The sequence below is a fragment of the Blastococcus sp. SYSU DS1024 genome (assembly GCF_054050795.1).
This window is the reverse complement of the sequence record NZ_JBJHAA010000002.1, coordinates 69,649-88,835: the sequence shown is the minus strand read 5'-3', so window position 1 is coordinate 88,835 and position 19,187 is coordinate 69,649. Positions and strand designations below refer to the sequence as shown.

16 protein-coding genes are annotated in these 19,187 nt (G+C 73.8%); 6 read left to right on the top strand and 10 right to left on the bottom strand.

Translation table 11 applies throughout. The features are described 5' to 3' along the window. Window positions 1-23: 23 nt before the first annotated feature. The 4 genes from ACI79S_RS02140 to ACI79S_RS02125 all read right to left on the bottom strand — a co-directional run bounded on the left by ACI79S_RS02140 (window position 24) and on the right by ACI79S_RS02125 (window position 5,713). Window positions 24-767: a hypothetical protein gene (locus tag ACI79S_RS02140; protein ID WP_456591794.1), complete on the bottom strand. Its 744-nt coding sequence runs from the start codon at window positions 765-767 to the stop codon at window positions 24-26. 118 nt (window positions 768-885) lie between these two features. After that, window positions 886-1,629 carry an enoyl-CoA hydratase/isomerase family protein gene (locus ACI79S_RS02135; RefSeq protein ID WP_456591793.1) on the bottom strand — a complete coding sequence of 248 codons (744 nt, stop codon included), beginning with the start codon at window positions 1,627-1,629 and terminating at the stop codon, window positions 886-888. A 105-nt stretch (window positions 1,630-1,734) separates the two neighbouring features. After that, window positions 1,735-5,016: a TM0106 family RecB-like putative nuclease gene (locus tag ACI79S_RS02130; protein WP_456591792.1), complete on the bottom strand. Its 3,282-nt coding sequence runs from the start codon at window positions 5,014-5,016 to the stop codon at window positions 1,735-1,737. A 154-nt stretch (window positions 5,017-5,170) separates the two neighbouring features. Beyond that, on the bottom strand, window positions 5,171-5,713 hold the full coding sequence (locus ACI79S_RS02125; RefSeq protein WP_456591791.1) for a GIY-YIG nuclease family protein: 543 nt from the start codon (window positions 5,711-5,713) through the stop codon (window positions 5,171-5,173). 270 nt (window positions 5,714-5,983) lie between these two features. Here ACI79S_RS02125 and ACI79S_RS02120 point away from each other — a divergent pair, with 270 nt between their 5' ends. From ACI79S_RS02120 to ACI79S_RS02105, 4 genes are all read left to right on the top strand, one after another. Next, window positions 5,984-6,544: a hypothetical protein gene (locus tag ACI79S_RS02120; RefSeq protein WP_456591790.1), complete on the top strand. Its 561-nt coding sequence runs from the start codon at window positions 5,984-5,986 to the stop codon at window positions 6,542-6,544. Between the two features lie 189 nt (window positions 6,545-6,733). Beyond that, window positions 6,734-7,357, top strand: coding sequence for a hypothetical protein (locus ACI79S_RS02115; protein ID WP_456591789.1), 624 nt, complete (start codon window positions 6,734-6,736; stop codon window positions 7,355-7,357). Between the two features lie 113 nt (window positions 7,358-7,470). Beyond that, a complete protein-coding gene (locus ACI79S_RS02110; RefSeq protein WP_456591788.1) occupies window positions 7,471-8,499 on the top strand; it encodes a patatin-like phospholipase family protein in 1,029 nt (342 codons plus the stop codon). 224 nt (window positions 8,500-8,723) lie between these two features. Further along, window positions 8,724-9,344: a hypothetical protein gene (locus tag ACI79S_RS02105; protein WP_456591787.1), complete on the top strand. Its 621-nt coding sequence runs from the start codon at window positions 8,724-8,726 to the stop codon at window positions 9,342-9,344. A gap of 78 nt (window positions 9,345-9,422) precedes the next feature. On the opposite strand, the gene ACI79S_RS02100 is transcribed toward ACI79S_RS02105, so the two are convergent. Continuing rightward, window positions 9,423-10,106 (bottom strand): response regulator, encoded by a 684-nt coding sequence (locus ACI79S_RS02100; protein WP_456591786.1) that lies wholly within the window; start codon window positions 10,104-10,106, stop codon window positions 9,423-9,425. After that, window positions 10,103-11,368 (bottom strand): histidine kinase, encoded by a 1,266-nt coding sequence (locus ACI79S_RS02095; RefSeq protein WP_456591785.1) that lies wholly within the window; start codon window positions 11,366-11,368, stop codon window positions 10,103-10,105. The genes ACI79S_RS02100 and ACI79S_RS02095 overlap by 4 nt, the downstream gene beginning before the upstream one ends. Before the next feature lie 167 nt (window positions 11,369-11,535). Here ACI79S_RS02095 and ACI79S_RS02090 point away from each other — a divergent pair, with 167 nt between their 5' ends. Both ACI79S_RS02090 and ACI79S_RS02085 read left to right on the top strand, forming a co-directional pair. Beyond that, window positions 11,536-12,399, top strand: a complete 864-nt coding sequence (locus tag ACI79S_RS02090) for an alpha/beta hydrolase (protein WP_456591784.1) — start codon at window positions 11,536-11,538, stop codon at window positions 12,397-12,399. Next, a complete protein-coding gene (locus ACI79S_RS02085; RefSeq protein ID WP_456591783.1) occupies window positions 12,396-13,397 on the top strand; it encodes an alpha/beta-hydrolase family protein in 1,002 nt (333 codons plus the stop codon). Before ACI79S_RS02090 ends, ACI79S_RS02085 begins: the two co-directional genes overlap by 4 nt. A gap of 22 nt (window positions 13,398-13,419) precedes the next feature. Here the strand turns inward: ACI79S_RS02085 and ACI79S_RS02080 are convergent, their stop codons facing one another. The 4 genes from ACI79S_RS02080 to ACI79S_RS02065 form a co-directional block, all read right to left on the bottom strand. Then, window positions 13,420-14,550: an aromatic ring-hydroxylating oxygenase subunit alpha gene (locus tag ACI79S_RS02080; RefSeq protein WP_456591782.1), complete on the bottom strand. Its 1,131-nt coding sequence runs from the start codon at window positions 14,548-14,550 to the stop codon at window positions 13,420-13,422. Beyond that, window positions 14,547-15,698, bottom strand: coding sequence for an N-methyl-L-tryptophan oxidase (gene solA / locus ACI79S_RS02075; RefSeq protein ID WP_456591781.1), 1,152 nt, complete (start codon window positions 15,696-15,698; stop codon window positions 14,547-14,549). Before solA ends, ACI79S_RS02080 begins: the two co-directional genes overlap by 4 nt. Before the next feature lie 2 nt (window positions 15,699-15,700). After that, window positions 15,701-18,142 carry a GcvT family protein gene (locus ACI79S_RS02070; RefSeq protein ID WP_456591780.1) on the bottom strand — a complete coding sequence of 814 codons (2,442 nt, stop codon included), beginning with the start codon at window positions 18,140-18,142 and terminating at the stop codon, window positions 15,701-15,703. 166 nt (window positions 18,143-18,308) lie between these two features. After that, window positions 18,309-19,076 (bottom strand): IclR family transcriptional regulator, encoded by a 768-nt coding sequence (locus ACI79S_RS02065; RefSeq protein WP_456591779.1) that lies wholly within the window; start codon window positions 19,074-19,076, stop codon window positions 18,309-18,311. Between the last annotated feature and the right edge of the window lie 111 nt (window positions 19,077-19,187).

The following is a 19,187-nucleotide window of genomic DNA, read 5'->3' as shown; positions in this document are numbered from 1 at the left end:
GTTGCGCGGTGCCAGCCCTTCTGTCATGCCTTCAGGCAGCGAAGGATATCGTTGGCTCGCGCGGCAAGCCGAGACACCTCCGCTGCGTCGAAGTCGCCGGTGAGCGACTTCGACGGGTGGGCGACACAGTTCCTTAAGACGTTGAGCTCCACGAGATCCCACTCCTGGTCTCCGGGGACCCACTCCGATGACTGCAATTCCGGAATCAGCTTGCCGATCCGGGCATAGTCGAGCAGGTACAGGTATTCGACCGCCCTAGTTTCTCGACCTTTCGCACGCGCCCTTCTGTAGCGAGAACGTGACTGGCCTTGGAAGTTTCGGACAATCTGTTCGTCGTCGAGGTGCCGTTTCGCCAGTTCGGCGAGCCGGAACTCCACAGCTGACAACAGGACGTACAAGTAGCTTCTGACGATGTGGCGATCGAGGTCCGAGACCACCACGAATTCCACGATGCCCGACGAGCCTGCAAGAAAGATGAGGTGGCCATGCGCCAGGTGATCGAGGGCATCGCCTACGGAGGCTGAGCGAGCGAGTACGACTGTTTTGTCTAGCGGGACCACGGAAGATGCGACGAATCCTCGGCCCCCGAGATCCTTCAGTCTGACCCACCCGACCAGTCTGCCGTCATCAAGAACCGGCGCCTGGTCGAAGCCACCTTGCTCCAGCGCCCTGCGAGCACCTGAGGACCGGTCCCCGGCGGACAGGCAGAGTGCCCCGGCGATGGGTGTACTCATCTCAGCCGCAGGGAAATGGAACGTCGCTTGCATCAAGGAACCCAATCAGACGAGCCAACTCGGAGACCGGCTCCCACACCGCCAATCATCAAAGTGGGCAAGGAGCTACTGGGAGGGCGGGTGGTCGAGGCCGCTCAAACCCCTGTGACTACTAGCTAGAGCGGCGCATCGACCACATCTGAGCGGGGCGCTCGGACTGCATGGCGACGTCCCACGGGATCGCGCCGGTAACAGCCTCCTTGCGGAAGTTGCTCACCGCGATCCGCGCCAGCTCCGGGTCGGCCGCGACCCGAGCCGCGAGCTCCCGCGCCCGGTCCTCGACCGCAGCGTCCTCCGGTGCGTCCCAGGCCAGCCCGAGCTCGACGGCCTTCGCCCCGTTGATCTCCTCGCCGAACAGCGCCATCGCCGCCGCCGCCTCGCGGCCGATCAGCCGCGACAGGATGACGAAGTGCCCGCCGCCCGGGTGCATGCCGCGCTTGAGGAAGCCGGCCAGCAGCCGCGCGTCACGCGCGATGACCCGCAGGTCGGTCGCCAGCAGCATGTTCATGCCGGCGCCCACCGCCGAGCCGCGCACTGCCGCAACCGTCGGCATCTTCACCTGGCCCAGCCGGTAGAACGAGTCGTAGATCTTCCCCATGCCCTCGTAGGCGTCGGGGGCCGCCGGGTCCTTGCCGGCCGAGGTCAGCGTCGCGACGTCGCCGCCCGCGCAGAACGACTTGCCGACACCGCGGATGACCAGCGCGCCGACCTCCGGCTTGGCGTCCACCTCGTCGAACGTGGCGATCAGCTCGTCGGCCATCCCGGGCGTCAGCGCATTACGCCGGTCGGGCGCGTTCAGCGTCACGATCGCGACGCCGCCGTCCACCTCGAGCTGAACCTCACCGGTACCGGCCACGAGCCCACCTTCCTCACCTGCGGACCGGCCCCAGCGCCGATCCGGACATCACCTGACAGGCATCACACCACGGGGCCGCACCCGCCCGCGCACCGGCGGTCGAGCTCAGACGACGCTTGCCGCCTCCACCAGCCGGCACAGCGCGTTCACCCGCCGCAGCTGCTCCGGCGCGCGCACCGGCGCGTCCAGCAGCAACGGGCTCAGCACCACGACGGCCAGCGCCTGCGCCCGCGACACCGCCACGTTCAGCCGGTTCAGGTCGTAGAGGAACGACACGCCCCGGGGAGCGTCGTCGGCGCTGGTGCTCGTCATCGAGTAGAGGACCACCGGCGCCTCCTGCCCCTGGAACTTGTCCACGGTGCCGACCCGCGCCCCGTCCGGCAGCGCCGCCTTGATCAGCGCCACCTGCGCGTTGTACGGCGCCACCACCAGCACGTCCGCCGGCCCGATCGGCGCCTCCTCCCCCAGGTGGTTCCGCCACCTCGAGCCCTGCACCGACCGCCACAACCGCGCGACCGCATCCGCCTCCTGCTGGCACTTGTCCGCCGCCGTCAGCACGTGCTCCACCGGGTGCACCCGCAGGCCGCTCCCGGCGAGCAGCCCCTCCCCCAGCACCGCCACCCGCTCCCGGCCGTCCGCCGCCTCCAGCCGACCCTCGTACGCGAGATCGGAGACGAACGTGGTGAGGGCCGGGTGCATCCGGTACGAGCGGTCGAGGAACACCCCACGATCCGCGGGGATGGTTGCGTGGCCATCGAGCAGGTGCTCCAGCGCCGACGCCCCGGAGCCGCCCGGGTGCACCGCCTGCGTCGGCTGGGCCAGCTGCTGCGGGTCGCCGAGCAGCACCATCGACCGCGCGCCCCGCGCCACGGCGACGGCGTTGGCCAGCGAGAACTGCCCCGCCTCGTCGACCACGAGCACGTCGACCTCACCGACGACGTCGGGTCGCGTCCAGAACCACGCCGTCCCGCCGACCAGTCGCGCGTCGCCGTCCGCCAGCGCGCGGGCGACGAAGCCGTTGTCCTTCGACCACGCCACCCCGTCCGCGCCGCAGTGCTGGTGCTCCTCGCACTTCTGCAGCGCCGGCCGACCCACCGCCTTGAGCAGGTTGCCGATGACCGCGTGGGACGTCGCCGTGACGCCGACCTTCTTCCCGGCGTCCAGCAGCTCCCGGATCAGCGCGGCGGCGGCCGTCGTCTTCCCGCTTCCGGGTGGCCCCTGGATCGCCAGCACCTCGCCGTCCAGCGCCAGGCCGAGGCGCACGATCGCCGCCGTCGTCGTCTCACCCTCACGCAGCCGCGTTCCCGCGGGAACGCGCCGCTCGACCAGCGCCTGCCCCAGGCAGTCCCGGCCGGCCAGCACGTCGTCGCCGGTGTCCTGGATGGCCGCGCGCAGGCCCGCGGTGTTCAGTGGCCCGCCCGGACCCAACCCCCGAGGGTGCGGCGGCTCCGCCGAGGTCGTCTTGAGGACGAGTCGACATGTCGCGATGTCGAGCTCCACCACCGTGCCGAGCCGCTTCGCGGTGTCCACATCCAGCACGTCGCCACCGGCGGACACCTTCGTGTCCTGCACCGGGAACGCGTACTCGTACAGCTGGCTGCGCTTCTCCGATCTCACGTGCCGGACGAAGGACAGCCCGCCCAGCGCCGTCCCGTCCCGCTCCAGCTCCTCCGCGTCGAGGTCCTGCAGCCGGTAGACCTCCCACCACGCCGGCCGGTCCTCGCGGCGGTGCCAGCCGACGAGGTCACCCAGCAGCTCGTGCCCGGCCGCGTGCAGCCGGTCGGTCAGCTCCTGCTCGGCGGCCTGCGCCTCGGTCACCTTCGCGTCCGGCGCCACGACAGCGACCGCCGGCCGCGACAACGGCCCGTGCAGCGCCTCCAGCTCGGCGCGCTGCTGCTCCAGCCACTCGTGCAGCTCACGGGTCGAGTCGACGTCGTCCTTGTTGTAGGCCTCGATGCCGTCCAGCCGCGCCTGGTCGCCGTCCTCCAGCCAGGCCTCGTACTCCAGGACGCTGCCCAGTGCGCTCGCCACCGCGCCCTCGTGCGAGCGCCCGTAGAACGCCTCGACCTTCTTGATCGAGTACGACTCCTTGCTGATCCGCATCGACTGCCGGACGACGGGATAGAGGTCGACGAACCGCTCCTCGCGCAGCAGCTGGTCCAGCTCCGCCTCCCGGACGCCGTAGCCGCCGGTCAGCTTCTTGAGGGCGGTCACCTCGTAGGGCGCGTAGTGGTAGACGTGCATCGCCGGGTCGGTCTGCACCGCCGACGCGATCCGGTCGATCAGGTCGGCGACCAGCTGCTTCTCCGCCGGGCGGTCGTGCGCCCACAGCGCGGTGAACCCGCCGGACCGGTCGCCGATGCCGGCGAGGTACTCGATGCCCGCGCCGTCGTCGAACCAGGGGTCGCCCTCGAAGTCGAGGTACAGGTCGCCGACGCTGGGAGGCGGCAGCCGGAGCAGCCCCAGGCCCTCGACCGGGTCGAGCAGCGTCCGCGACGGCTCCCCCGTCGTCCGCTCCTTCAGCTGCTCGGCCGCCTGCTGCTGCAGCCGGGTGCGTGCGTCGGCGCCGATACCCGAGGCCGCGAGCTGCTCCGGGGACGCCGTCGCCAGCGCCGCCAGCGTCGGGATGCCCACCGCGCGGAGGGCGTCGCGGTGGTCGCCGCGCATGAAGGCGACCAGGCCGAGGTCGTCGGCCTCCCGCAGCTCGGTCGTGCACTTCTCCGCCCAGCGGCACTGGTCGCAGTAGCCGATCGGCGCGGGAGCGGTCGACGGCGGAGCGGCGGTGAACGTCTCCAGCCGGGCCCGCGCCCGGCGCGCGTACGCGGCGACGTCGACCAGCCGCCACGGCCGTGAGACGCCGTCGCCGGTGACGACGTGGATCCCGCCCGGCGCCACGCCCTGCAGCACGGTGAGCCGCTCGGCGTAGGTCGCCATCTGCAGCAGGGCGGCGACCTTGAGCTTCCGGGCGAGCTTGGTGTCGGCGATCTCGTAGGACCAGCCGCCGAAGGACGACGGCACCTCGACGCGGAGCAGGAAGTCGGCCTGCCCACCCCAGGCGCCGTCGAAGAAGGTCCCCTGGTAGACGACGTCGACGCCGCTGCGCATCGCCTCGACCGTCTCGGTCTCCGCCCGACGGCGCCCGGCCGCGTCGAAGACGGTGTCGATCTCGGCGACCGTCTTCCCGGCGGCCCGCAACGACTCCAGGTACTTCTTCTCGTGGGCCACGCCGCGGTCGAAGACAAGCTGCAGCTCGTCGGTCGTCTCGGCTTCCGGGGCCGCCCACTCCCCCGCGGCCACGCCGAGGTCCAGCCGGGTCAGGTGCCGGCACTCCTGGTGGTGCGTCAGATCGGTCGGGCTCAGCACCAGCCGTCCGTCGAGTCGCTGCATCCCCGTGCCTCTCCGCGTCGCCGTCCCGCACAACCTGCGGGGCGGGTCCCACCCTGCCTGCTTGCAGGGATAGCGGACGCCACTGACACAGAACTGCAGCCGGAGGGTCGCCGGCCGCTCGACTCACCCGACCGGGCGACCGCCTGCCGCCCGCTCAGCTCGAGGCGTGTCGTGCCGCCGTCCGCCAGCGCCGCCGAGCATCGCGGACATGGCGGTACAGCGGGTGGGCCGCATTGGCCGACTGGTTGAGCGGCGGCGTCAGTTCGGCGATCACGTGCGCCTCCACCGTCCAAGGCTCCTCGTGCACCGCCCAGGTGAGAGCCAGGTGATCCTGCATCCAGGCGTTCAGTTCCAGCTCGTCCTCGGGCACCAGCAGGGGGCGGTCGGTGTAGCGACTGCGCCACCCCTGCTGCTCGTGGAGCAGGGAGGCAAGTGATCGGCGCAACGTCGACTGCCCGGTCGTCCCGCGGATGTGGTTGCCGACAACTCTGCTCCGCAACGTCGCCCGAGACGACGGAGTGCTGCGGGCGAGGCCGACGTACACGAGTTCGTGCTGGCCGTCGGGATGCCCCGGACCGCTGACACCCGGCAGCGCGCCAGGAAGGGACCACCAGGCGTAGAGGCCCGGCTCGGTCGGCACCGCATCCAGCGCCTGGTCGACGGGGACGACGTCGCCGCGCAGGTCGACGGCGCTCATACCGCTGCCGCCGATTCCGCTGCCGCACATAGGGCCTGGGCCATCCCGTCCGTGGGCACCGCACACATCTGCACGCGCGCAGACTTCCACGCTTGCGCTGTTCCAAGCGGCACAGGCCGATCCGACGGCGGGATACGGCAGTTCGTCACCGCTAGCCGTCATGCTCCCGCCATGACTACAGCGGCTGAGGACACGACCCGGCTCGTCGACCACATCGAGGCGGAGATCCCGAGGCCGTGGACACCCTGGCCGGGAGGTCGACCCGGTGAGGTGGAGGCTGCCCTCATCGACGCCGTCCTGTCGATCCGAGCCACCTACGGCCGCGCGGCCGACGAGCGCAGGCAGGCTTCCGGTATCCCCCGTCGGATCACGCTGTACCGCGCGGGCAACGACGGGGTCCTCGACGACCTCGAGCGGCTCGCCAAGGCCGACCCTGTCGCGCTCGCCACGCTGCTGGACAACCAGCAGCTGACGGCGCAGCGCACGAAGGCAAGCGCCATGGTGGAGGCGGCCCGCAACCTCGTCGCGATCGGCGTCCGCCACGCCGAGCAGGTAGATGCAGAAGACCCGGCGCAGGCGCGGGCCTGGGCGAGCGTCACCGGACTCGGACCGGTGACCTGGAAGTACTTCGCGATGCTGCTCGGCGCACCGGGTGTGAAGGCCGACACCTGGATCATCCGATTCGTCAGTGCCGCCGTCGGTCGCATGGTGGACGCCAAGACAGCGGAGCAGTTGGTCAAGGCGGCTGCGGTCTGCCTGGAGGTCTCGCCGACCGAGCTGGACCACGCGATCTGGGCGCACGCCCGGAGGAAGAGAAAGCGCTCCGCCTGAGCGCGCCGTCCCTTCTCCATGGGAGCCAGCCCGCCATCAGCGCCGCCCGCTCGGTACCGATGCCGTCCATCTGACATCGCCACGGACACCGCCCGCGCGCGAACCCGTTGACACCGCCGGGCAGCCGAGCACGATGACTCGCGCGGCGACGTCGCCGGGCGCCGCGCCTGTCCGCGGAAGGAACTGCGCATGTACGCCCGCAGCACCACGATCACCGCCGACCCCAACCGCCTGGACGCCGGCATCGCCGACGTCCGCGACACCGTCATGCCCGCCGTGGGCGACATGGACGGCTACGTCGGGCTGTCGATGCTGTGCGACCGGAGCTCCGGCCGCTGCATCGTCACCACCGCCTGGGAGACCGAGGAGGCGATGGCCGCGACCCGCGAGGCAGTCCAGCGGATGCGTGAGCAGGCGACGGACGAGCTGGGCGCCGAGAAGCCCGAGGTGCGGGAGTGGGAGATCGTGGCGATGCACCGGCTGCACCCCGCAGGCGAGGACTCCTGCGCCCGGGTCACCTGGTCCCGCGTCGACCCGGCCACCCTCGACAAGGTCCTCCACGTCTTCCGCTCCGACCTCGTTCCGCGGATGGACGAGATGCCCGGCTTCTGCAGCCTCAGCCTGATGCTCGACGGGCAGACCGGCGACAACGCCCTCACCGCCGTCTACGCCGACCGCCGCTCCATGGAGGCCTCCCGCCAGCGGGCCACGTACATCCGCGACGAGTTCCGTCGCGGGCTGCGTATGTCGGCCACCGACGTCGCCGAGTTCGACCTCGTCCTGCACCACCTGCGCGTCCCCGAACTGGTCTGAGAGCCCCGGTAGCCCGAAAGCACGCCCGTCCGGACATGCCGCCGCGCTCAGGCTCCCCGCGGGGCTCGTCCTGACCGCAGCGCCGACGGGGTGCGACGCCCCTACGGTGGGGCATGACCTCGCCGCGCCCCCTGCCGGCCGACCTGGTGCTCGAGGGCGGCGGCGTCAAGGGCATCGCGCTCACGGGCGCCGCCGTCGAGCTGCTGGGCCGGTACCGGTTCGAGCGGGTGGCCGGCTCATCGGCGGGCGCCGTCCTCGCCGCGTTCCTCGCCGCCGGGCTCTCCGCCGACGGGATCCGGGCAGCGGCGGCCCGGCTGGAGTACGGCCGCATCCCGGACCCCTGGGCCCCGGTGCCCCTGCTGTCGCCGGCGGCGGGGCTGCTGCTCCGGTCGGGGCTGCACCCGGGCCGCTACATCACCGAGTGGGTGCGCCGGGAGCTGGCCGGCCTCGGAGTCGTGACCTTCGGGGACCTGCGCCGCGAGGACCCCGGCGACGACCCCGCGCTGGAGCCGTGGCAACGCTACCGGCTGGTGGTGACGGCGACCGACGTCACCCGGGGCCGGCTGCTGCGACTGCCGTGGGACTACCGCGAGTTCGGCCTGGATCCCGACCGCCAGCCGGTGGCCGACGCCGTCCGCGCGTCCCTGGCGATCCCCTACTTCTTCGCGCCCCGGAGCCTGCAGGACCCGCGCACCGGACGGAGGTCGACCCTGGTGGACGGCGGGGTGCTGTCCAACTTCCCGATCGAGATCTTCGACCGCACCGACGCCGCCACACCGCGCTGGCCGACCTTCGGGGTGGGAGTGGGCGACACGCTCGCCGACGAGGACGTCTCGGTGTTCGGCGTCCGGCACCTGCCCCCGCCGCTGCGGCTGCTGGACTCCCTGGTCGCCACCACGGTCACCGGGCGGGACCGCACCTACCTGGCCGACCCCTGCGTGCGCCGCCGGGCCTTCTCGATCGGCACCATCGGCACCGGGCTCACCGAATTCGACATCGACGCGGCCGAGCGGGCCCGGTTGATCGCGGCCGGCGAGCGGGCCGCCCGCGAGTTCCTGGCCGGCTGGGACTGGAACGCCTACCTGCGCGACTGCCGCGGCGTCGACCTCCCCCCGGGACTGTCCCGGCCGACGCCGGCGTAGCACTCCCGCGAGGACCAGCAGGCGAGCCAGGGCGGGGACGCGTTCACGTCACCGTCGATCAGCTCGGACCGACCGCCGGTAGCGGCGCACGGTCCGCGATCCGACCGCCGCAGAGCGGCGCCCCGCCCGTGCGCGGACCCGTTGACAGCCTCCCGACCGCGAGCAGCATGGCCGCTGCGGCGACGCCGCAAGGGCGCCGCCCGCCATCCCGAGAGGAGGGCGGCATGTACGCCCGATCGAACACCGTCCACGCCGACCCGCAGCGCATGGACGACGGCATCGCCTTCGCTCGCGACGAGGTCATGCCCGCGGTCATGAGCATGCCCGGCTGCATGGGCCTGTCCATGCTGTGCGACCGCGGGTCCGGCCGCTCCATCGTCACGACCAGCTGGGACTCCGCGGAGTCGATGAGCGCCAGCAGGGACGCGGTCCGCGCCATGCGCGAGCGGGCCGTCGACGTCATGGGCGGCGAGTTCGACGTCCAGGAGTGGGAGATCACCGTCCTGCACCGCGCGCACCGGGCGCCCGAGGGCGCCTGCTGCCGCGTCACGTGGACCCGCGGTGATCCCGCCCGCATGGACGACGTGACCGAGACGTTCCGGACCGGCCTGATCCCGCGTCTGGACGACATCCCAGGGTTCTGCAGCGTCAGCATGATGGGCGACCGGCAGACCGGCATGGGGGTCCTCACCGCCACCTACGACGACCGCGCGTCCCTGGAGCGGTCCGCCGAGGCGGTGCGCGGGATGCGCGAGCAGTTCACCCAGCAGATCGGCCTGGAGATCACCGACATCGCCGAGTTCGAGCTGGTGATCCACCACCTGCGCGTTCCCGAGATGGCCTGAGGACGGCGGCCGGCGCGCGGACCGAGCACGCCGGCCGCCCTCGCGGATGTCGACGCCACTCTGCGCGGCGTACTCGAGTCACCCGCCCGGGCGGACCAGCCCGGTCTCGTAGGCGAGCACCACGGCCTGGGCCCGGTCGCGCAGGCCGAGCTTGGCGAAGACGCGGCTGACGTGCGTCTTCGCCGTCTGCTCGACCACGAACAGCGCCTCGGCGATCTCCCGGTTCGACAGGCCCCGGCCCACCAGCGCCAGCACCTCGGTCTCCCGTGGCGTCAGCGCCTCCAGCTGCGCCGGCCGTCGGTCGTTCCCGGGCGCGGGGCCCGTCGCCAGGTAGTGCGCGATCAGCCGTCGCGTCACCTCGGGCGCCAGCAGTGACTCCCCCGCCGCCACCACCCGCACGGCGTGCAGCAGCTCCGCGGCCGGCGCGTGCTTGAGGAGGAAGCCGCTCGCCCCCGCCCGCAGCGCCGCGTAGACGTAGTCGTCGAGGTCGAACGTGGTCAGCACCAGCACGCGCGGCGCCGGTTCCAGCGCACCGCCGAGCAGTGCCCGGGTCGCCTCGATGCCGTCCAGCCGGGGCATCCGCACGTCCATGAGCACGACGTCCGGACCGCGCCCCCGGGCAGTCAGCTCGGTTGCCAGCTCCACGCCGGCCTGCCCGTCACCGGCCGTGCCGAGCACCTCGATGTCCGGCTGAGCGTTCAGCAGCGCGGCGAACCCGTCCCGCACCATCGACTGGTCGTCGACGACGAGCACCCCGATCACGCGTCCACCCCCGCGACCAGCGGCAGCTCGGCGACGAGGCGGAAACCGCCGTCGGCCGTCGGGCCCGCCTCCACCGTGCCGCCGTGCAGAGCCGCACGCTCCCGCATGCCGGGCAGGCCGCTCCCTCCGCCCGACGCGGCCGGCGTCGCTGTTCCCCGGCCGTTGACCACCTCGATCCGCAGCACCCCGCCCTCCCCGGCGACGCGCACCCGCACGGGTGCACCCGGCGCGTGCTGGGCGGCGTTGGCCAACGCCTGCTGGACGATCCGGTACGCCGACAGCCCCAGCGCCGCGGGCGCCTCCGGCAGGCGCAGCTCCCACTGCAGCTCGGCGCCGGCCGCCCGCGCTGCACGGAGCAGGTCCTCCAGCTCGCCCAGGCCGGGCTGGGGCGCCCGCTCGGCGCCGTCGTCGGAGCGCAGCACACCGAGCAGGTTCTGCATCTCCGCCAGCGACTGCCGCGCCGCGCTCGCCACCTCGGCGAACTCGGTGCGCACCGACGGTGTCACCTCGTCGAGCCGGTACGGCGCGGTCTCGGCACGGACCGCGATCAGCGACATGTGGTGGGCGACGACGTCGTGCATCTCCCGTGCGATGCGCGCCCGCTCGGCCAGCGCGCCCTGCCGAGCCAGCGCCTCCTCCGCCCGCTCCTGCTCGCCGGCCAGCGCCGCGCGGGCCCGCTGCCGGGCCCCGAGCGCCCCGCCGAGCACCAGCGGGACCGCCACCCCCACCAGCGCCGTCGACCACGACCCGGCGTCCACCGCCTCCGCGTCGATGATCCCGAACAGGAGCAGCGCGACCACCGAGACCAGGGCGACGCCGAGGAGCGCGCGACCGCGGGCGGCCCACGCGGCCATCAGCAGCACCGGGAGCCAGAACAGCCAGTGCCAGACCTCCACCACCGGCAGCGGCTCCGGCGACGCCGGGATGAGCAACCGCAGGACGACGAGCCAGCAGGTGACGGCCAGCCACCCGTCGAGCGGACGATTGGGTGCGACGGCGAGCCCGAGGGCCGCCGGCAGCAGGTAGAGGAAGGCCACCCCGCCGAGCAGCCCGCCGCGTTCGTTGAGCACCGCGCTCGACACCGCGATGGCCACGACCAGCCCGTACAGACCGAACAGCACCGGGACGACGGTCCCGGCCCGCGGGAGCCGCGACCACGGCGCCGACCACGCCGGCTGCTCCGGCCGGACCGCCGCGAGCACCGCCGACCACGCACCGGAGGCGCCGGTGGCGGTGATGCGGCGCAGGCTGGTCGGCTTCATCGCGCTGCGAGCCTAGCCACGCGGAACGGCCCCCCGCGTCCCTCCGGAAGGGCAGCTGCGCCCCCTACCGGAGTAGCACGCACCGCCGGCGTCGGACGCCGGTAGCGCGCGAGGACGGCTCCGCAGCGTGACGACGACGCTCCCTCGCGGAGCTTCGATCGGACGGCATGCGCACCCCGCTGTTCGCCCTCCTCGTCGGGCTGTTGTCCCTGGTCGGAAGCCTGTCGCTGCTCGCCCAGCCGCGGGCCTCCTCCGGTGGGTCCCCGGTCGGCCTCGACCCCCGCTGCGCCGACGAGCTGTCCGCTCGCCTCACCGCCGGTTCCGACGCCGCGGTGCGCGTGCTCGGCTGCGACCCGGCCGGCCGGGGACGTGCGGTGGTCGCGCTCGGCGACCCGGCCACGGCGGACTCCGTCGCGGTGCTCGTGCCCGGCGCCGACACCGATCTGGCCACCCTGCACGACCCGACCGATCCCCTGCACCGGCCGTGGGGGTGGGCCAGGTCGCTGGCATCGGCCGCCGGCCCGCGGACCGCCGTCGTCCTCTGGGTCGGCTACGAGTCACCGCGGGGCCCGGGCGTCGACGCGGCGACCGGCCGGCTCGCGCGGGGGGCCGCGCCGGCTCTGCTCGATGCCGTCGCGGAACTCCGGTTCCGGTCGGGGACGGCGCCGCACGTCACGGTGATCGGGCACAGCTACGGCGCCGTCGTCGTCGCGCTGGCGGCGCCGGAGCTGGCCGCCGACGAGGTGGTGTTGGTGGCCAGCCCGGGCGCGCGAGCGCACGACGTCACCGGGCTGCGCACGTCTGCGCGGGTGTTCGCCGCGCGGGGTGCGGAGGACTGGATCCGGTTCGTGCCGCACCTGGCGGTCGGCGACCTCGGGCACGGCGCGGACCCCGCGTCACCGGAGTTCGGGGCCCGGCTGATCCCGGCCGACGACGTCCCTCGGCACGACGGCTACTTCCGGCCGGGCTCGGCGGTGCTCACCGCGATCGCCGGCGTGGTGACCGGTGCGCGGGACGGGGCGACGGCGTGAGGCGGCATCCCGTGGCGGCCGTGGTCGCGACGTCGGCAGGCATCGTCTGCGTCGTCACTCCGTGGCTGCTCGAACCGCCGCTGTGGGTGCGGCTGCTGGCCGGCCTGCTGACCGCGGCGACGTGGTGGTGCGCGGCGCGGCTGGTCGGAGCCGTCGTCGAGGGGGTGCGGAACGTCCTCCGCGGGCGGGCGCGGTCGGCCCGCCTGGCCGTGGGCATGGCGGCCGTGCTCGTGGTCGCCGGGTGCGGGGCAGCGCCCCCGCGCGCAGCTGCCGCGGCGCCCGCCTGGGTGCCGGTCGTGGCGTCGGCGCCGGACGTGCCGGCGGGAACACCCGTCCGCGTGCGGATCGACCTGGCCGACGCGCCGACCGACGAGACGCGGGCCCACCTGGCCGTCGAGGAGCTGGTCGGCGCCGGTGGGCTGGCGCGCTCGACGGTGGTGATCGCCGTGCCCACGGGATCGGGCTGGGTGGACGAGGAGGCGGTCGCCTCGCTGGACGAGCTGACCGGCGGGGACCTCGCGACGGTGACGGTGCAGTACGCGCAGCGCCCGAGCTGGGTGGAGTACCTGCTCGGCACCGACCGGGCGGCGCGGTCGGCGGTGGCCCTGCTGGGTGCGGTCCGGGCCCAGCTGGCGACCCTGCCCGCCGGCGAGCGACCGCGGCTGCTGATCTTCGGGGAGAGCCTGGGTGCGACCGCCGCGGCCGCGGCGGTGACCGAGGTCGGCGGCGTCGACGGCTGCCTGCTGGCCGGGCGGCCGGGATCGGCGGGCTCGTCGCCGGTCCCCGGGTGCACCGACGTCCGCAACGACGACGACCCCATCCCGGAGTGGCACCCCGGCCTGGTGCTGGCCCCGCGCGGTGACCTGCCGTGGCTGCCGGCGGTGACGTTCTGGCAGGTGACCGCCGGTCTCGTCACGGCCCTCGACCACCCGCCCGGCGCCGGGCACCGCTACGGGACGAGCCTGGTCGACGACTGGGCCCGCCTGCTGCGACGGTGAGGTCCCACGCCCGCAGGTGCGCTCAGCCCTCCCCGAGCCGCCCGCGCAGCCAGTCGTGGAAGAGCGCGAGGTGGTGCTCGACGGGCACCAGCACGCCGCCGGCCGCGTAGGCGCGGGAGCTCATCCCCGGCTGGGTGCGCTCGCAGGCGGCGAAGTCCTGCTGGTTGACCCGGTGGAACAGTTCCACCGACCGGGAGACGTCCAGACCCGCGGCGACCACCTCCGGCGCGTACAGCCAGTCACACTCGACGACGGTGCGGTCGACGGCCAGCGGGGTCATCCGCAGCAGGATCACGTGGTCGGGCACCAGGTTGAGGAAGACCGCCGGCTTGATGGTGGCCGCGTAATAGCGCCGGTCCTGGTCGGCGTCGATCCCCGGCAGCGCCGGGAAGCCGGCCGAGCCGTCCACGGTGAAGCCCTCGACCCCGGCCGCGAACTGCGCCCCGTGCCCGACGTACGACTGGGCAGCGTGCCCGCGGCTGAACTCCGGCAGGACGTCGGTCAGCTCGGGGTGGATCGTCGCGCAGTGGTAGCACTCCATGAAGTTCTCGACGACGAGCTTCCAGTTGGCCGCGACGTCGTAGCGGATCCGCCGGCCCAGCTCCAGCCGCCCGACGTCGTAGCCCTCGATGGCCGCCGGGTCGCCGAGCCGCTCGGTCACCGCGCCGACGACGTCGTCGGTGAAGGACGGCGGGTCGTCGGCCAGGCACACCCACGCGTAGCCGAGCCATTCACGCAGGTGCACCGGCACCAGACCGTTGGCCACCCGGTCGACGTCGGGCATCCGCGCGAGGTTGGGCGCGGCGACCAGCTCGCCGTCCAGCCCGAACGACCACGCGTGGTACGGGCAGCGCAGGGTGCGGTTCACCTGGCCCGACTCCTCGGTGCACAGCTGCGCGCCACGGTGCCGGCACACGTTGAGGAAGGCGCGCAGCGCGCCGTCCCGGCCACGCACCACCAGCACGCTCTCCCGGCCGACCTGCACCCGCCGGAAGCTGCCGGCCGCGGCCACCTCGTCGGTGCGGGCGACGCAGCACCACATCGCCTCGAAGACCCGCTCCTGCTCGCGGACGAACACGTCGGGATCGGTGTAGTACCGCCCGGGCAGGGTCGGCATCAGGCTGGCGGGCGCGGCGGGGAGGGTCGTGGTCATGAGGTGGCCTCCAGGGCGGGCCGGCGGGGGTCGAACAGGTCGATCGGGTGCGCGGTCGTTCCCGTGGTGGCGAGGTCGGCGAGGACCTCGCCGACCACCGGCACGAACTTGAAGCCGTGCCCGGAGAAGCCGCAGGCCACGGTCACCTGCGGGTGCTCGGGGTGCGGCGCGATGACGAAGTGCTCGTCGGGCGTCGTGGTGTACATGCAGGTCGCCGCCTTGAGCAGCTCACCCGGCAGGGTCGGCAGCACGCCGGCGAGGTGCCCGGCGATGACCGCGACCTCCTCGGGGTGCACCTCCCGGTCGATCGTTCCCGGGGTGCACGGGATCCCGCGCCGGAAGAAGGCCACCTTCGCCCCGCCGTCCGGCCCGTCGATGGCCGGGAAGCCGTAGACCTGGACGCCGTCGGCCGCCTCGTGGATGTAGACCGGGTGCCGGTCCGGCGTCCACGCGCCGGTGCCCCCGGCGGGCTGGAACCAGTACATGACCTGCCGCTCCACGGTCAGCGGGACGCCGAGGTCCGCCAGCACCTCCGGCGCCCACGAACCGGGGCTGATCACCAGCGCGCCCGCCTCGTGCTCCCTCGCCGCCGTCCGGACCCGCACGCCGCCGCCCGGGGTCGCCGACCAGTCCAGCGCCGGCTCGCGGAAGCGCAGCTCGGCGCCGCGGGAGAAGGCCAGATCGAGGTGCGCGGCCACGGTCGCCTCCGGCCGGGCGAACCCGGCGGCGATCTCGACCAGCGCCACCTCGTCGTCGGCCGGGGTCAGCGTCGGGAACCGGCGGCGGATGTCCGCCGCGTCCAGCAGCTCGTGCGCCAGCCCCCACTGCCGGGCGGACTGCAGGCTCCCCGAGACGGTGCGGCTGTCGGGCCGGCCGAGGAACACCCCGCCGGTGCGCACCAGCACGTCGGTGCCGGAGTCGGCGCACAGCTCGTCCCACAGCTCGTAGGCGCGCAGCAGCAGCGGCACGTAGGCGGGATCCTCGAAGTAGGCCTGCCGGACGATCCGCGACCCGCCGTGGCTCGACCCCTGGTCGTGCGCCGGGCCGAACCGCTCCAGGCCCAGCACCCGCTGCCCGCGGGCGGCCAGGTGCGCGGCGGCGGCGCTGCCCATGCCACCCAGCCCCAGCACGATGACGTCGTAGGCCATTGTCAGCACCGCATCCGTGCGCCGGCGGGGTCGACCAGCGGTTCGGCGGTCACCGTCGCCGCGACCGGTTCCCCGAACCAGTCGATCGTCACCGCGGTGCCGGGCCCGGCGACCGACGCGGGCAGCCAGGCGTAGGCGACCGTCCGCCCGATCGTGGCGCCGAACCCCGCGCTGGTCACGTAGCCGACCGGCGTCCCGCCGACCCGCACCGGCTCCCGGCCCAGCACCGTCGCCGCCGGGTCGTCGAGGACCAGGCAGGTCAGCCTCCGGTCGTGCGGACGGCGCTCCAGGGCCTCGCGCCCGAGGAAGTCCCCCTTGTCCCGCCGGACGGCGAACGACAGCCCCGCCTCGACCGGGTCGTGCTCGGTCGTCATGTCCGCTCCCCAGGCGCGGTAGCCCTTCTCCAGCCGCAGGCTGTCGAAGGCGCGGCGGCCTGCGGCGACCATCCCGTGCGCCCGGCCGGCCTCCCACAGCACGTCCCACAGCCGCAGCCCGGTGGCCGCGTCGGTGTACAGCTCCCAGCCGAGCTCACCGACGTAGGAGACGCGCAGGGCCGTCACCGGCACCCCGCCGACGAACAGCTCCCGTGCCCGGAAGTACCCGAACGCCTCGTGCCCGACGTCGGTGCGGGTGAGCGCCTGCAGCACGTCGCGCGCCCGCGGCCCCCACAGCCCGACGCCGCAGGTGCCGGCCGTGCTGTCGCGCAGCTGCACCGACCCGTCGTCCGGCGCGTGCTGGCGGAACCAGTCGAGGTCGAGCGGGCCGTTGGCTCCCACCTGGAACCGCTGCTCACCCAGCCGGGCGACCGTCAGGTCGCTGCGGACCCCGCCCGCGGCGTCCAGCGACAGCGTGTAGGTGACCCGGCCGACGGGCTTGGCGACGTCGTTGGTGGTCAGCCGCTGCAGGAAGCCGCACGCGCCCGGCCCGGTGACCTCGATGCGGGACAGCGGGGTCATGTCGTAGAGCGCTCCGTGCCTCCGCGTCGCCAGCGCCTCGGCAGCCGCGATCGGCGACCACCAGCGCGCCGCCCAGGGATCGCGCGGCGGGAGGTCGAGGTCGGCCGCCAGCGGCGCGTTCGCCTCGAACCACAGCGGCCGCTCCCAGCCGCCGGCCTCGGTGAACACCGCACCCAGCTCCTGGTGGCGGGCGAAGAACGGGCTGACCCGCAGCGGGCGCGCCACCGACGGCGGGTCCAGCGGGTGGACGACGTCGTAGACCTCGACGAACTGCTGCGCCCCCCGCCCGGCCACGTAGTCGGGCGAGAGCTGCACGTCGGTGAACCGGTGCAGGTCGCACTCGTGCACGTCGGTGCGCGGCTGCCCCTCGACCAGCCACTCGGCCAGCGCCTTCGCCACGCCCGCCGAGTGGGTCACCCAGACCGCCTCGGCGACCCAGAACCCGGGCAGGTCGCGGTGCTCGCCGAGCAGCGGCATGCCGTCGGGGGTGAAGGAGAAGACGCCGTTGATGCCGGCCGCGACCTCGGTGGCGGCGAGACCGGGCAGCAGCACCAGGCTCTGCTTCCAGGCGTCGGCGAAGTCGTTGGGGGTGAACGGCAGGCAGCTGTTCGGGTGCGCCTCGGTGTCCCGGGCGGTGACCGGCATCGGCCGGTGGCCGTAGGAGCCGATGCCGATCCGGTCGCGGTGCTCGCGGTAGTAGAGGTCGGCGTCCTGGTGGCGCAGGATCGGCGCGCTGATCTCGCGCGTCGCGCCGGCCAGCGCGGGCACCGGCGCGGTGGTGGCGTACTGGTGCGCCAGCGGCTGCAGCGGCACGGTCAGCCCGGCGAGCGCGCCGACGTCCGGACCCCAGAAGCCGGCGGCGCAGACGACGACGTCGGCCGGCACGAAGCCCTGGTCGGTGTGCACCCCGCTCACCCGGCCGCGCTCCTCGGCGACGCCGGTGACGCGATGCCGGGCCAGGAAGCGGGCGCCCCGCTCGATCGCCCGCCGCGCCTGCGCCTCGCCCGCCGGCACCGCGTGGGCCAGGCCGTCACTCGGTACGTGCAGGCCGCCCAGCACCGCGCCCGGGTCGAGCAGCGGGTGCAGCCGGCCGCACTCCTCCGGGTCGACCAGCCGGGCCTCGATCCCCCAGGAGGTGGCCAGCCCGTGCCGGCGGGCCAGGTCGGCCCAGCGCTCCGGCGTCGTCGCCACCTCGAGGCCGCCGACGGACCGGAACACCGGCGCGCCGTCCAGCGATAGGTCGCGCAGCTTGCCGACCGTGTAGCTCGCGAACTCGGCCAGCGTCTTCGACGGGTTGGTCTGGAAGACCAGGCCGGGCGCGTGGGAGCTGGACCCGCCGGCGGCGAACAGCGGGCCCTGGTCGAGCACGGTGACGTCGGTCCAGCCACGCCCGGTGAGCTCGTCGGCCAGCGAGCACCCGACGATGCCGGCGCCGATGACGACGACGCGGGGAGTCCTGCGGGGAGCCTGCCGGGAACCGTTGCCCATGGCCACACCTCTGCCTTGTTGCGGCACCCGCAACGCCCTGCGGGATGCGCAACAGACTTCGAGAGCGGCTCGGGGCCGTCAAGGGTCGGACGGCGCGCCTGCGCGAGTCCTTACAACGAGTTCACAACGCCGACACGGACGGCCGAATGGATCCGCAATAGGACGCTCAGGAGAGCCGGTGGCCGGTCTCCCGCCCGACGGCGCAGAGTCGCTCGGCAACGACGGAGAACCGCTCGGCGGGGAGCCGGTAGGCCGGGGCGGAGACGCTGAGCGCGGCGAGCAACCGCCCGTCCGGCGCGCACACCGGCGCGGCCACCGCGTTGAGGCCCAGCTCGAACTCGCCCTCGGTCGCCGCCCAGCCCCGGCTCCGGACCTCGTGCAGCACCTCGTCGAGAACCGCCGCGTCGGTGATCGTCGCCGGGGTGTAGCGGGCGAAGGGAGCGGCCGACAGCGCCGAGCGGGCGGCCGCGGACCCGAACGCCAGCAGCACCTTGCCGCTGGACGTGGCGTGCAGCGGGGTGCGCCGGCCGACCCAGTTGAGGACGCCGACCGAGGCGCTCCCGTGCACCTGGCTGATGTTGACGGCGCTGTCCCCGTCGAGGACCGCCAGGTTGACCGTCTCGTCCAGCTCGGCGGCCAGCCGCTCGCACACCTCGTGTCCCAGCCGGGTCAGGTCCAGCTGTGCGGCACTGGCCCCGCCCAGGCGCACCAGTCCGAACCCCAGCCGGTAGGTGCCCCGCTCCCCCACCTGCTCGACCAGGCCGTGCGCCTCGAGCGTCGCCAGCAGCCGGGAGGCGGTGGACTTGTGCACTCCCAGCTCGGCACCGAGATCGGTGACCCCAGCGCTGCCGCGGTCGGCCAGCACGGTGAGCATCGCCAGCGCCCGGTCGACGGACTGCACCAGCACTGGTCCGTCACCCGTTCCGTTGCGCATGGCGCAACCCTAACCGCGCAGGCTCCGTTGCTGCGGCCCGACCGCCCCGCTCCGCCGGGAGCCACCGCCCCACACCCGGCGGTGGTCGACCCGTGGTGGCCGGTCGGCGTC

Coding starts and splice junctions, on each gene's coding strand:
- ACI79S_RS02140 (WP_456591794.1), bottom strand. CDS start 767: ATGCAAGCGACGTTCCATTTCCCTGCGGCTGAGATGAGTACACCCATC.
- ACI79S_RS02130 (WP_456591792.1), bottom strand. CDS start 5,016: ATGCAGCGACTCGACGGACGGCTGGTGCTGAGCCCGACCGATCTGACG.
- ACI79S_RS02125 (WP_456591791.1), bottom strand. CDS start 5,713: ATGAGCGCCGTCGACCTGCGCGGCGACGTCGTCCCCGTCGACCAGGCG.
- ACI79S_RS02115 (WP_456591789.1), top strand. CDS start 6,734: ATGTACGCCCGCAGCACCACGATCACCGCCGACCCCAACCGCCTGGAC.
- ACI79S_RS02110 (WP_456591788.1), top strand. CDS start 7,471: ATGACCTCGCCGCGCCCCCTGCCGGCCGACCTGGTGCTCGAGGGCGGC.
- ACI79S_RS02105 (WP_456591787.1), top strand. CDS start 8,724: ATGTACGCCCGATCGAACACCGTCCACGCCGACCCGCAGCGCATGGAC.
- ACI79S_RS02095 (WP_456591785.1), bottom strand. CDS start 11,368: ATGAAGCCGACCAGCCTGCGCCGCATCACCGCCACCGGCGCCTCCGGT.
- ACI79S_RS02090 (WP_456591784.1), top strand. CDS start 11,536: ATGCGCACCCCGCTGTTCGCCCTCCTCGTCGGGCTGTTGTCCCTGGTC.
- ACI79S_RS02080 (WP_456591782.1), bottom strand. CDS start 14,550: ATGACCACGACCCTCCCCGCCGCGCCCGCCAGCCTGATGCCGACCCTG.
- solA (WP_456591781.1), bottom strand. CDS start 15,698: ATGGCCTACGACGTCATCGTGCTGGGGCTGGGTGGCATGGGCAGCGCC.
- ACI79S_RS02070 (WP_456591780.1), bottom strand. CDS start 18,142: ATGGGCAACGGTTCCCGGCAGGCTCCCCGCAGGACTCCCCGCGTCGTC.
- ACI79S_RS02065 (WP_456591779.1), bottom strand. CDS start 19,076: ATGCGCAACGGAACGGGTGACGGACCAGTGCTGGTGCAGTCCGTCGAC.